This is a genomic window from Kitasatospora sp. NPDC059812 (assembly GCF_042732075.1).
Classification (GTDB): Bacteria; Actinomycetota; Actinomycetes; order Streptomycetales; family Streptomycetaceae; genus Kitasatospora.
Genome location: NZ_JBHWIO010000110.1, coordinates 1 through 12,806, shown reverse-complemented (window position 1 = coordinate 12,806; position 12,806 = coordinate 1). Strand labels below are relative to the sequence as shown.

The following is a 12,806-nucleotide window of genomic DNA, read 5'->3' as shown; positions in this document are numbered from 1 at the left end:
GCCCCGAGCCACGGCCCCGGGGGGGGGGGGCGGCGGCGCGGGCGCGCGGGGGCGCCGCCCGGGCGGGGGGGGGCCCGGGGGGCCCCCCCCCCCCCCCGCGCCCCCCGGCGCCGAGATGGCCCGTCCGTGCCATGTGGACGGGCTCCGAAGTGCCTAGGCTGGACGTCGGGTGGCTGCCGCCCGGGCTGGCGAGGCACTGAAGGGGTGGTGCAGGTGGTGTCGTCCACGGGCGGCCGCAGCGGCGGCCACGACGACGCGGCCCTCGACGAGATCGATCTGGCCGGCGAGCTGATGATCGCCGCGACGGCCAGCACCGGCGACCGGCTGCCGACCGAGCGGATCGACGAGGTGCTACTCGACCGGGCCGAGCCGGGGCGGACCGACGGCGAGGCCTGGCGGCAGGCCGACGGTTAGGTCGCTCCCGGCCCAGGGGCGTTCGCGGCCCAGGGGCGTTCGCGGCTGGGGGTGTTGGCGGGCCGGACCCGCGCGCCCGGCCCGGATCGGGCCCGGCCTCAGCTGCGCAGCAGCCGAGCGATCGCGGCCGTGGCCTCCGCGACCTTGGCGTCGAGTTCGGCGCCGCCCTCCTCGGCGGCGGCCGCGACGCAGTGCCGCAGGTGCTCCTCCAGCAGGGACAGTGCGAAGGACTGCAGCGCCTTGGTTCCGGCCGAGACCTGGGTGAGCACGTCGATGCAGTAGACGTCCTCGTCGACCATGCGCTGGAGGCCGCGGATCTGGCCCTCGATCCGGCGCAGCCGCTTGAGGTGGGCGTCCTTCTGGGCGCTGTAGCCGTGCGGGCCGTGCCCGCCCTGATGTCCTGCGGCGGCCGCGGGGACGGCGGGTGCGTCGGCCTGCGCGTCGGTGCCGTGCCCGTGGTCCGGCTCGGTGCGCGCTTGCGTCGTGGTCATCGGCCCGCCTTCGTCTGGATGCCTGGTGGCTGCGTCGGCCACCAGTGTCCAACACCGGGGCCGTCCGTGGTGTTCCGACGGCCGACGCGGCATGTGCCGAAGGGTTCGGGACGGGTTCCGGACGGTCTGCGACCGGGCTGCGACCGGGCTGCGGGCGGCCCGCCGCGCGGTTCACCCGTCTGAGCGGCGCCCCCGTCTTCCGTACGTACCACGGGGACAATCCGGGCGAGGTTCCGTCAGACTGGGGGCTCACGTCCGCACCTGGGTGTGCGGTCCGGGTCAGCTGGTGCGGCAGCCGAACGGAAGAGGAGGTTCCGCCTCCACCATCACCACCCCGTTTGCACGATTGCGCTTGGTTGCACCTAGCATCGTTCAGTCCCTACCCCGCACATCGGAGATTTCCGTGCGTTTTAGCCTGACCCCGAAGGAGACGAGCTTCTACGACATGTTCTCTGCCGCCGCGGAGAACCTCGTCGTCGGTTCGAAGCTCCTGCTGGAACTGCTGGGATCAGACGTGTCGGCCCGCGCGGAGATCGTCGAGCGCATGCGCGCCGCCGAGCACGCCGGGGACGACACCACCCATGCCGTGTTCCACCAGCTGAACTCGTCCTTCATCACGCCCTTCGACCGCGAGGACATCTACAACCTCGCCTCGTCGCTGGACGACATCATGGACTTCATGGAGGAGGCCGTCGACCTGGTCGTCCTCTACGACATCCAGACGCTGCCGAAGGGGATCGAGCAGCAGATCGAGGTGCTGGCCCGGGCCGCCGAGCTCACCGCCGAGGCGATGCCGAACCTGCGCAGCATGTCGAACCTCACCGAGTACTGGATCGAGGTCAACCGGCTGGAGAACCAGGCCGACCAGATCCACCGCAAGCTGCTCGCCCACCTGTTCTCCGGCCAGTACGACGCCATCGAGGTGCTCAAGCTCAAGCAGGTCGTGGACGTTCTTGAGGAGGCGGCGGACGCGTTCGAGCACGTCGCCAACACGGTGGAGACCATCGCCGTCAAGGAGTCCTGACCCTCGTGGACATGGCAGCACTCATCGCCGTCGTCGGCGTTGCGTTCTTCTTCACCTACACCAACGGCTTCCACGACTCCGCGAACGCGATCGCCACCTCGGTCTCCACCCGGGCGCTGACCCCCAGGGCCGCGCTGGCGATGGCCGCGGTGATGAACCTGGCCGGCGCCTTCCTCGGCAGCGGCGTGGCGCACACCGTCTCCCAGGGGATCATCGAGACCCCCACCGGCGACCGGGGCATGGTGATCCTGTTCGCCGCACTGGTCGGGGCGATCGCCTGGAACCTGGTCACCTGGTACTTCGGTCTGCCGTCCTCCTCCTCGCACGCGCTGTTCGGCGGCATGGTGGGCGCGGCCATGGCCGGCGGCATCGACGTGATCTGGGGCGGCGTCCTCGACAAGATCGTCATCCCGATGATCGTCTCGCCGGTGGTCGGCCTGGTCGGCGGCTTCCTGGTGATGCTGGCGATCCTGTGGATCTTCCGCCGGGCCAACCCGCACAAGGCCAAGCGCAACTTCCGGGTCGCCCAGACCGCCTCGGCCGCCGCGATGGCGCTGGCGCACGGTCTGCAGGACGCGCAGAAGACGATGGGCATCGTGGTGATGGCGCTCACCATCTCCGGCCACCACTCCGGCGAGGGCATCCCGGTGTGGGTGAAGATCTCCTGCGCCACGATGCTCTCGCTGGGCACCTACGCGGGCGGCTGGCGGATCATGCGGACGCTCGGACGCAAGATCATCGAGCTGGACCCGCCGCAGGGCTTCGCCGCCGAGGCCACCGCCGCGACGGTCATGTACGTCACCTCGTTCGTCTTCAAGGCGCCGATCTCCACCACCCACGTGATCACCGCGGCGATCATGGGCGCGGGGGCCACCAAGCGGATCCGCGCGGTGCGCTGGGGCGTCGCCAAGAACATCGTGCTCGGCTGGTTCATCACGATGCCGGCGGCCGCCATCGTCGCAGCGCTGGTGTACTGGTTCGCCCACCTGTTCTGGGGCTGACCGGCCCCGCACGTGACAGGGCCCGCCCCCACATCTCGGGGGCGGGCCCTTCTTCATGCTCCACGGCGGCACCGCCATGCAGCACCGCGGAGCAGCCTGTGTGCTCGCCGTTCGCCTCCGGACACCGCGGTCCGTCGGCCGGTGGCGGGGTACGGCCTAGCCGAAGCGGCCGGAGATGTAGTCCTCGGTCGCCTGGACCGACGGGTTGGAGAAGATCCGCTGGGTGTCGTCCAGCTCGACCAGCTTGCCCGGCTGGCCGACGCCGGCCAGGTTGAAGAAGGCGGTGCGGTCGCTGACGCGGGCCGCCTGCTGCATGTTGTGGGTCACGATGACGATGGTGAACTGCGACTTCAGCTCGCCGATCAGGTCCTCGATCGCGAGGGTGGAGATCGGGTCGAGCGCGGAGCAGGGCTCGTCCATCAGCAGGACCTGCGGCTCGACCGCGATGGCGCGGGCGATGCACAGCCGCTGCTGCTGGCCGCCGGAGAGGCCGGCCCCCGGCTTGTTCAGCCGGGTGTGGACCTCGTTCCAGAGGTTGGCGCCCTTCAGCGAGCGCTCGACCACCTCGTCCAGGACGGACTTCTTGCGCACGCCCGCGAGCTTGAGGCCGGCGATCACGTTGTCGTAGATCGACATGGTCGGGAACGGGTTCGGGCGCTGGAAGACCATGCCGACCGAGCGGCGGACGGCGACCGGGTCGACGTTCGAGGCGTAGAGGTTCTCGTCGTCCAGGAGGACCTTGCCCTCGACCCGGGCGCCGGGGATCACCTCGTGCATCCGGTTGAGGGTGCGCAGGAAGGTGGACTTGCCGCAGCCGGAGGGGCCGATGAAGGCGGTCACCGAGCGGGGTTCGATGCTCATCGAGATGTCCTCGATGGCCTTGGTGGTGCCGTAGTAGGCGGACAGTCCGCTGACGTCGATGCGCTTGGCCATGATCGTTGCTTCTCTCGTCTGTCTTCGTACGTCAGTCGGTCAGTGTCCGCCCTTGGGCGAGCGCCAGCGTGCGATGCCCCGGGCGATGAGGTTGAGCCCCATCACGAAGGCGATCAGCACCAGCGCGGCGCCCCAGGCGCGGGCGTAGCCGAAGTCGTTGTTGACCACCGAGTACTGCTGCCAGATGTACATCGGCAGGGACTGCTGCGGTCCGTCGAACGGGTTGCTGTTGATGGCGTCGGCGCCGAAGACCAGCATCAGCACCGGGGCGGTCTCGCCCGTGATGCGGGCGACCGCCAGCATCACGCCGGTGGTGATGCCGCCGATCGCGGTGGGGAGGACGATCCGCAGGATGGTCTTCCACTTCGGCACGCCGAGCGCGTACGAGGCCTCGCGCAGCTCGTTCGGGACGAGCTTGAGCATCTCCTCGGTGGACCGGACCACGACCGGCATCATCAGGATCGCCAGTGCGAGGCTGCCCGAGAAGCCCGAGTAGCTGAAGCCCAGGGCGATGTTCCAGAGCGAGAGGACGAACAGACCGGCGACGATCGACGGGATGCCCGTCATGACGTCGACGAAGAAGGTGACGGTCTTGGCGAGCGTGCCGCGGCCGTACTCGACCAGGTAGACGGCGGTCAGCAGACCCACCGGGGCGGCCATCGCGGTGGCCAGGGCGACCTGCTGCATGGTGCCGAGCAGCGCGTGGTAGATGCCGCCGCCGGGGCCGGAGGCGATCACGCCCTTCATCGAGTGGCTCAGGAAGTTCCCGTTCACCACGCCGATGCCCTGCTGGATCGTGTAGACCGTCAGGGAGATCAGCGGGACCACGGCCAGGATGAAGGCGACCCAGACCACCGAGGTGGCGAACCGGTCCTTGGCCTGGCGGCGGCCCTCGACCTGGGCCGAGACGCCGTAGCTGATCAGCAGGAACAGCACGGCCGAGATCAGGCCCCACTGCAGGTGGCTCTCCAGCCCGCCGACGGCGCCGATCCCGCAGCCGAGCGCGATCGAGCCGACCGCGACGGCGGCCGGGGCCCACTTGGGCAGCCGGTTGGCGGTCAGCGACCGGCTGAGCGGCCGGGCGTCGGCCGTGACGGAAGTCGTTGCCGCGGTCATGCGTTGGCCCCCGAGTACTCCTTGCGGCGGGCGATGATCAGTCGCGCGGCACCGTTCACCAGCAGGGTGATGACGAACAGGACGAGGCCGGAGGCCATCAGGGCGTCGCGCCCGTTGTTGCCGGCCTCGGCGAACTTCAGCGCGATGTTCTGCGCGAAGGTGCCGCCGCCCGCGTCGAGGATGTGCAGCGAGAGCACGTTGCTCGCGGACAGCACCACCGCGACGGCGATGGTCTCGCCGAGCGCGCGCCCGAGGCCGAGCATCGAGGCCGAGATGATGCCGGGGCGGCCGAACGGCAGCACCGCGGTGCGGATCATCTCCCAGCGGGTCGCGCCGAGCGCGAGCGCCGCCTCCTCCTGCATCCGCGGCACCTGGCGAAACACCTCGCGGGAGACCGCCGTGATGATCGGCAGGACCATGATCGCCAGCAGGATGCCGACGGTGAACAGGTTGCGCGGGGTGCCGGACTTGGTCTGGTCGAAGAGGTACGTCCAGCCGAGGTACTGGTTGAGCCAGCTGGTCAGGCCGTCCATGTGCGGGACCAGGAAGAGCGCGCCCCACAGGCCGTAGACGATGCTGGGGACGGCGGCGAGCAGGTCGACCAGGTAGGCGAACGGCTGGGCGATCTTCCGCGGCGCGTAGTGCGAGATGAACAGCGCGATCCCGATGGCCACCGGGACGGCGATCGCCATCGCGATGACGGCGCTGACGAGGGTGCCGAAGGCCAGGACGGCGATGCCGAAGACCGGCTTCGTGGCGTCCGGCGTCCACTCGAAGGTGGTGAGGAAGTTGCCCTCGTTGGTGCTGAGCGCCAGGACCGCGCGCCAGGCCAGGAAGCCGGCGATCGCGGCCATGATGACCAGCAGCAGGATGCCCGAACCGCGGGCGAGGTTCATGAAGATCTTGTCGCCGAAGCGGCTGTCGCGCGGTCGGCGTTCCCTGCCTCGCGGGGCGGCAGGGGAGGATGAAGTCATTGTCTACTCCGGTCTGGTGGTGCCGCCCCGGAAGGGGGACGGCACCATGGCGGCGGTGCCCCGGACGTTCGTGCTGGGTCGGTGCGTTCCGGTGGGACGACCCCGGCCCCCTCGCTCACGGGGCCGTCCCACCGGTGCTCCTGTCGGGTCAGGCCAGGGAGGAGACGGCGGCCTTGACCTTGTCGCTGATGGCGGCGGGGAGCGGGACGTAGCCCTTGTCGCCGATCGCCTTCTGCGCGGCGTCGCTGACCGCGTAGGTCAGGAAGGACTTGAGGTTGTCCAGGTTCTCCGGCTTGTTGCCCTTGTCGCAGGCGATCTCGTAGGTCACCAGGATGATCGGGTAGGCGTTGTCGGCCTTGGTCCCGTAGTCCAGGGAGAGGGCGAGGTCGCCGTCGGTGCCCACGACGGTGGAGGAGGCGAAGGTGAGGGCGGCGTTGGCCGCGGTCGCCTCGACGGGCTTGGCCGCACCGGTGGCGATCTTGGCGCTCTTGAGGTTGTTGCTCTGCGCGTAGGACAGCTCGGCGTAGCCGATGGAGTTCTTGACCTGCTTGATCTGCGCGGAGACGCCGGCGCTGCCCTGGGCGGACTGGCCGCCCTTGCCCTTCCACGCCTTCTCCGGCGCCGCGGTCCAGGCGCCACCGGAGGTCTTGGCGAAGTAGGAGGTGAGGTTGTAGGAGGTCCCGGAGTCGTCCGAACGGTGGACGGTCTGGATCTCGGCGTCCGGCAGCTGCACGCCCGGGTTCAGGGCGGCGATCGCCGGGTCGTTCCACTTGGTGATCTGCGAGTCGAAGATCTTGGCGGAGGTCGGGCCGTCCAGGACCAGGTTGTCGACGTTGTCGACGTTGTAGACCAGCGAGACGAGACCCGCGACCAGCGGCAGGTCGATCGCCTTGCCACCGGTGCAGACCGTCTTGGAGGCGTCGACGTCGGCGGGCTTGAGCGCGAAGTCGGTGCCGGCGAAGGCGACCTTGCCCTGGTTGAACTGCTGGACACCGGCGCCGGAGCCGCCACCGCTGTAGTTGACGGTGGTGCCGGAGCAGGACGCGCCGTAGGTGGTCTTCCACACGTCGATCGCGTTGGCCTGAGCCGTCGAGCCCGCAGCGAGCAGCGTCCCGCCCTTGCCACAGTTGACCGCGGCGGCCGAAGCGGAGCCGCTGGAGCCACCGGCGGCCTTGGCGCCGTTGTCGTCCGAGCCGCAGGCAGCGAGCGACAGCGAGCTGACGAGCGCCATGGCACCGATGGCGAGGGCCTTGGAGCGGCCGTTCCGCTGGAGCTTCACAGGGGTGTCCCTTTCTGTGGCATTGCCCGTCGCGCGGGCCGTGCGAGGACGGCGGAGCGCGGGTTCTGCTGTGGTCCGGGGCCCGTTCGGCCCTCCGGTAAACCCGAAGTTAGGCCGGGTAGGTGACACGACAGCCGGTCACAAGTGAACGGAGAGTGAACCTCGAAAGGATGACAGGAAACTACGTCAGGTAGTCACGGTTGCGTCACGGCAAGGGCGCGACGAGATCACTTCCACCGTTCCTTCACCGATGGAGACCGCTCGTCCCTCACCGATGGTGACCGCTCGCCCGTACGGGCTTCGCACCCAGGATCGCCAGCAGGGCGTCGACCAGCAACCGGTCGCGGTCGTGCGTCAACCGGGCACGGGCCTTCCCGGCGGGCAGCCACTCCAGCCGGTCCACCTCGCGGTTCGGCCGGAACGCCCCGCTCGACGGCACCGCCGCCCAGTAGCGCACCTCCTTCGGCCGGCCCTGCGCCAGGTAGTGCTGGGCCGGCAGCTCCGGACCGAGCAGGCAGGCGAACCCGGTCTCCTCGCGCACCTCGCGCAGCGCCGCCGCGACGACCCCCTCCCCCGGGTCGAGCTTGCCCTTCGGCAGGCTCCAGTCGTCGTACTTGGGCCGGTGGATCACCGCGATCCGCGGCCGCCCCAGCCGGCCGCTCTTCTTCGGCCGGCCCGGCAGCCACAGCACCGCGCCCGCCGCCAGGATCACCCGGGCGTGCCCCGCCCCGGTCGCGGCCGCGTCCACTGCCGGCCCGGTGCTCAGGCGATCGCGCAATTCAGGCCGTCCGTGGTGCGGGGGAATGCCCCCAGCCCTCGGCAGGGGGGAGGTCCGGCCAGCCGTCCGGGCCGGGCGGGAGGTCGGGCCACCGGCGGCCGAAGGCGTACCGCGCCGCCTCCACCTCCAGTCGCTGATCAGCATGCACCACGCCCAGCACGTAGGCGGTCGCCGGGGTGATCCGCGGGGTCCGCGCGGCGGTGGCCGCGGTGACCGCGGCGTCCGCCGCCTCCTGGTGCCGGCCCAGCACCCCGTCCAGCTCGTCCAGTTCGGCGGACCCGCGACCGCACACCTCCAGCGCGTACCGGGCCCGCTTCACCAGGATCCGCGTCCGTGCCCACGGCGCGTCGTCGGCCGCCAGCGCCGTGTCCGCGTCCACCGCGCCGCGCGCCGCCGGGACGGCGCCCAGCCGGCGCAGCCCGTCGCCGCCGTACGGCGTGGCGGCCCGGTGCAGCGGCAGCTGCTGGGCGCTCGCCGACAGCGCCGTGAACGCGGCGGCCGCCTGCGGCAGCAGCACAGCCTGCGCCCGGCCGCCCGCCGACTCCAGCAGCGGGGCATCGCCGACCAGCAGCGTCATCCGGTCCGCCAGCGCGTGCAGCCGGGCCGACCGGAGCTCCTGGAGCACCGAGGAGTGCGCCCTGGTCCGGGCCAGGGTCAGCTGCCGGTCCAGCAGCGCCCGCGCCTTGGGCGCCCCGACGTGCCCGGCCAGCATGCCCGTCCCGTCCGGATCGCTGCCGCTCAGCGAGTCCAGCGCGCCCAGCAGCCGGGCCGAACGGCGGACGTAACCGGGCTCCAGCGCCAGCAGGTTGAGCAGCCAGCGCAGCTCGGTGCGCGACTCCTGGGCCCAGGCCTGCTCGAAGACGGAGCCGAAGGTGTGCAGCAGCCCGCCGATCCGCCGGACCGCCCGCAGCAGGTCGGCGGTGCCGGCCGCCGGAACGACCGCGGCCGTCCCCGGTCTGGCGCCGACCTCGCCCACCGTCAGCGGCAGGGCGCGCAGGAACGCGCCGGCCTGGGCGGTGAGGTGGCTGGAGAGGATGTCCCCGGCGGTCGTGGTGGCGGCCGCCTGGGCCGTCATCGGCGCATCGGTCATGGCGTGGTAGATCCCCGTTCCCCCGGGTTCGTCCCCCCGGGGCTGGTGGCCGACCGCTGGAACCGGTCCCCTGCGGTTCCAGCGGCTCGCATCAGTGGTCGCGTCAGCGCGAGGCGGCGGCCCGGCGGCGCAGGCGCGAGTCGATCAGCAGATCCTGGACGTGCCGCAGCGGCCGGCCCTCGGCGTCCTGCGAGTGGCGGGTCCACGTGCCGTCCTGCCCCAGGTGCCAGGACTCGGTCTCGTCCGACATCCCGAGGTCGATCAGGCCGGAAAGCTCGGCCCGGTGGGCCGGGTCGGTGATCCGCATCAGCGCCTCGATCCGGCGGTCCAGGTTGCGGTGCATCATGTCGGCGCTGCCGATCCAGACCTCCGGATCGCTGTTGTTGCCGAACACGAAGACCCGGGAGTGCTCCAGGAAGCGGCCCAGGATGCTGCGGACCCGGACGTTCTCGCTCAGCCCCGGCACGCCCGGCCGGATCGCACAGATCCCGCGCACCCAGACGTCGACCGGCACGCCGGCCTGCGAGGCCCGGTACAGCGCGTCGATCACGGCCTCGTCGACGATCGAGTTGACCTTGAGCTTCACGTACGCCGGCCGGCCGGCCCGGTGGTGGGCGATCTCGTTGTGGATCCGGGAGACCAGCCCGTCGCGCAGGCCGCGCGGGGCGGTCAGCAGGCGGCGGTAGGACTCCCGGCGCGAGTAACCGGACAGCCGGTTGAAGAGGTCCGAGAGGTCGGCGCCGACCTGCGGGTCCGAGGTCAGCAGCCCCAGGTCCTCGTACAGCCGGGCGGTCTTCGGGTGGTAGTTGCCGGTGCCGACGTGCGAGTAGCGGCGCAGGGTGTCACCCTCCTGCCGGACCACCAGCGACAGCTTGCAGTGCGTCTTCAGCCCGACCAGGCCGTAGACCACGTGGCAGCCGGCCTCCTCCAGCTTGCGGGCCCACTTGATGTTGGCCTGCTCGTCGAAGCGCGCCTTGATCTCGACCAGGACCAGCACCTGCTTGCCCGACTCCGCCGCGTCTATCAGCGCGTCCACGATCGGCGAGTCGCCGGAGGTGCGGTACAGCGTCTGCTTGATCGCCAGGACGTCCGGGTCGGCGGCGGCCTGCTCCAGGAAGGCCTGCACCGAGGTGGAGAAACTGTCGTACGGGTGGTGCAGGAGGACGTCCCGCTCGCGCATCGCGGCGAAGATGTCCGGCTGGGACGCCGACTCGACGTCCGTCAGCCCGCGGGCGGTGCCCGCCACGAACTTCGGGTACTTCAGCTCCGGGCGGTCCAGTTCGGCGATCCCGAACAGACCGGTCAGGTCGAGCGGACCGGGCAGCGGGAAGACCTCCGCCTCGGTGATGTTCAGCTCCCGCACCAGCAGGTCCAGGATGTAGGGATCGATCGACTCCTCGACCTCCAGCCGCACCGGCGGGCCGAAACGCCGCCGCATCAGCTCCTTCTCCAGGGCCTTGAGGATGTTCTCGGTGTCGTCCTCCTCCACCTCCAGGTCCTCGTTGCGGGTCACCCGGAAGGCGTGGTGGGCGAGCACCTCCATGCCCGGGAACAGCTCCTCCAGGTGCGCGCCCATCACGTCCTCCAGCGGGACGTAACGCTGCGGCGAGGCCTCCAGGAAGCGGGCCAGCGACTGCGGCACCTTCACCCGGGCGAAGTGCTTGTGCCCCGACACCGGGTTGCGCACCACCACGGCCAGGTTGAGCGAGAGCCCCGATATGTACGGGAAGGGGTGCGCCGGGTCGACCGCCAGCGGGGTGAGGACCGGGAAGATCTTCTGCCGGAACAGGGTGTGCAGCCGGGCCTGCTCCTTCTCGGCCAGCTCCGGCCAGCGGACCACCTCGATGCCCTCGGTGGCGAGGTCCGGCAGCACCTCCTGCTGGAAGGCGGCGGCGTGCCGCGCCATCAGCTCACGCGAGCGGGTCCAGATCAGGTCCAGCACCTCGCGCGGCTGGAGGCCGGACGCGCTGCGCTGGGCGACGCCCGTCGCGATCCGGCGCTTCAGCCCGGCCACCCGGACCATGAAGAACTCGTCCAGGTTGCTCGCGAAGATGGCGAGGAACTTGGCCCGCTCCAGCAGCGGGATCCCTGGGTCCTCGGCCAGTTCCAGGACCCGCTCGTTGAACGCCAGCCAACTGCGCTCGCGGTCCAGGAAGCGGCCCTGCGGCAGTGCGTCGAACTCCTGCTCGTCCTCGGCCGGCAGCTCGGGCGGTATCCCCAGCGCACCGGACATCCTGGCCGGCGGGGACAGCGAGGCAGAGACGGGGCGGGGGATGCTCATGGGCTCCAGCTCCTCCAGCAGCAGGACGTCGTCCGGACGCGAATGGCTCTGCGGGCCGTCGTCCTCGCCCAGGGCCAACGCCCACCCGCCGGGCGCGGTCCGTACAGGGCCGGCCGGCACGTGGCGGTCGACTCTGCACGAGCGAGACACTACGGACTTCATCCTGTGATCTTCGCGGCAGCAATTGAATCCACGGTAAACACCGCATGGCCAGGAGGAAAGCTGAGTCGGTCGGGGCAAGGGCCGGTGACGTCCGACCCCTTGCCCCGGACCGCCCGGAGCCGCTAGGCCCTGCCCGGTCCTGTAGGTCCTGTAGGTCCTGTAGGTCCTGTCCGGTCCTAGGCTGCCTGGTCCGCGCGGTACTGGACGCGGTACATGAGGTCCACCTCGTGGATGGTGAACCCCAGTCGTTCATATACCCGCACCGCGGCCGGATTGTCGGCGTCGACGTAGAGCAGGACCGTCTCCAGTCCGCGCTCGCCGGCGTCCGAACCGGTCAGGTGACGCAGACCGGCAGCGGTCAGGGCACGGCCGAGACCGCTGCCCTGCTCGGCCGGGTCCACCCCGACCACGTAGACCTCGCCGAGCGCCGGCTCGGTGGCGGTGGCCGGGTGCACCTTCGTCCAGTGGAAGCCGACCACCTTGCCGCCCCGGGTGGCGAGGAAGAAACCGGCCGGATCGAACCAGGGCTCGGCCAGCCGCTCGGCCAGGTCCCGCTCCGTCCAGGAGCCCTGCTCCGGGTGGTGGGCGAAGGCCAGCGCGTTCAACCGCAGCCACTCGGCGTCGTCCTCGCCGGGGCGGAAGGTCCGGAGCTCGACGCCCTCGGGGACGGCGACGGCCTCGGTCTGCGGCCCGGTGCGGCGCATCTGCCGCAGCTCTCGGACCAGCTCGGCCCCGTACCGGCCGGCCAGGTGCCGGGCCGCCGGGTGACCGCCGTGCACCCAGAAGTCCACCGCGTCGCGGCCGGCCCGGTGGGCCTGTGCCAGCACCGCGTCCACCAGCGGCCGGGCCAGGCCGCGGCCGCGGGCGGCCGGGTCGACCACCAGCTCGGCGGCGGGGTTGGCGGCGGGATTGGCGGCGGAGCCCTCCTGGACTTCGAGCTGTCCGTAACCGACGGCGGCGGCGTTCTCACTCTCGATGAAGTGGCTCACGCCGGGGCGCGGCGTATCCGAGGAACGCAGCCGAAGCCGGCCCTGCTCGGACACGGCAGCCCGGCCGTCCACCGCCTGGGCGTCCGCCAGAACGCGCAGGGCGCCGTCGCGCTGCTCGGGGCGGAGCACACTGTTCGCAATGACCGCTGTCTGATCGTCCATGCCCCGACGATACGTCACCGGAAATGCAAAGAACCCCCATCCGGTTTCCCGGATGGGGGTTCTCTGTGAATGATTGTTCGGCGGCGTCCTACTCTCCCACAGGGTCCCCCCT

At 71.0% G+C, this 12,806-nt stretch carries 12 protein-coding genes; 3 read left to right on the top strand and 9 right to left on the bottom strand.

From position 1 onward, the window contains the following. Positions 1-213: 213 nt before the first annotated feature. Positions 214-414: a hypothetical protein gene (locus ACFV6D_RS34790; RefSeq protein ID WP_363376777.1), complete on the top strand. Its 201-nt coding sequence runs from the start codon at positions 214-216 to the stop codon at positions 412-414. Between the two features lie 98 nt (positions 415-512). Here the strand turns inward: ACFV6D_RS34790 and ACFV6D_RS34785 are convergent, their stop codons facing one another. Beyond that, entirely contained in the window at positions 513-905 is a 393-nt protein-coding gene (locus tag ACFV6D_RS34785; protein ID WP_063348281.1) for a metal-sensitive transcriptional regulator, read from the bottom strand. A 403-nt stretch (positions 906-1,308) separates the two neighbouring features. Here ACFV6D_RS34785 and ACFV6D_RS34780 point away from each other — a divergent pair, with 403 nt between their 5' ends. Continuing rightward, a complete protein-coding gene (locus tag ACFV6D_RS34780) occupies positions 1,309-1,929 on the top strand; it encodes a DUF47 domain-containing protein (RefSeq protein WP_063348282.1) in 621 nt (206 codons plus the stop codon). A 5-nt stretch (positions 1,930-1,934) separates the two neighbouring features. After that, positions 1,935-2,930 carry an inorganic phosphate transporter gene (locus ACFV6D_RS34775; protein WP_063348283.1) on the top strand — a complete coding sequence of 332 codons (996 nt, stop codon included), beginning with the start codon at positions 1,935-1,937 and terminating at the stop codon, positions 2,928-2,930. Positions 2,931-3,086: 156 nt separating this feature from the next. Here the strand turns inward: ACFV6D_RS34775 and pstB are convergent, their stop codons facing one another. The 8 genes from pstB to mshD all read right to left on the bottom strand — a co-directional run bounded on the left by pstB (position 3,087) and on the right by mshD (position 12,694). Beyond that, positions 3,087-3,863, bottom strand: coding sequence for a phosphate ABC transporter ATP-binding protein PstB (gene pstB, locus ACFV6D_RS34770; protein ID WP_063348284.1), 777 nt, complete (start codon positions 3,861-3,863; stop codon positions 3,087-3,089). 39 nt (positions 3,864-3,902) lie between these two features. Then, on the bottom strand, positions 3,903-4,979 hold the full coding sequence (gene pstA / locus ACFV6D_RS34765; protein WP_063348285.1) for a phosphate ABC transporter permease PstA: 1,077 nt from the start codon (positions 4,977-4,979) through the stop codon (positions 3,903-3,905). After that, entirely contained in the window at positions 4,976-5,953 is a 978-nt protein-coding gene (pstC, locus tag ACFV6D_RS34760; protein ID WP_380492910.1) for a phosphate ABC transporter permease subunit PstC, read from the bottom strand. Before pstC ends, pstA begins: the two co-directional genes overlap by 4 nt. A 148-nt stretch (positions 5,954-6,101) precedes the next feature. Further along, complete coding sequence (pstS, locus tag ACFV6D_RS34755) at positions 6,102-7,232, bottom strand: phosphate ABC transporter substrate-binding protein PstS (protein WP_063348287.1); 1,131 nt, start codon at positions 7,230-7,232, stop codon at positions 6,102-6,104. A gap of 268 nt (positions 7,233-7,500) precedes the next feature. Further along, a complete protein-coding gene (locus ACFV6D_RS34750; protein ID WP_380341900.1) occupies positions 7,501-7,980 on the bottom strand; it encodes an NUDIX hydrolase in 480 nt (159 codons plus the stop codon). Positions 7,981-8,011: 31 nt separating this feature from the next. Then, complete coding sequence (locus ACFV6D_RS34745; RefSeq protein ID WP_380341817.1) at positions 8,012-9,100, bottom strand: CHAD domain-containing protein; 1,089 nt, start codon at positions 9,098-9,100, stop codon at positions 8,012-8,014. 103 nt (positions 9,101-9,203) lie between these two features. Further along, positions 9,204-11,381, bottom strand: coding sequence for an RNA degradosome polyphosphate kinase (locus ACFV6D_RS34740; RefSeq protein WP_380341897.1), 2,178 nt, complete (start codon positions 11,379-11,381; stop codon positions 9,204-9,206). A gap of 338 nt (positions 11,382-11,719) precedes the next feature. After that, a complete protein-coding gene (gene mshD, locus ACFV6D_RS34735; protein WP_380562775.1) occupies positions 11,720-12,694 on the bottom strand; it encodes a mycothiol synthase in 975 nt (324 codons plus the stop codon). Positions 12,695-12,806: the final 112 nt, after the last annotated feature.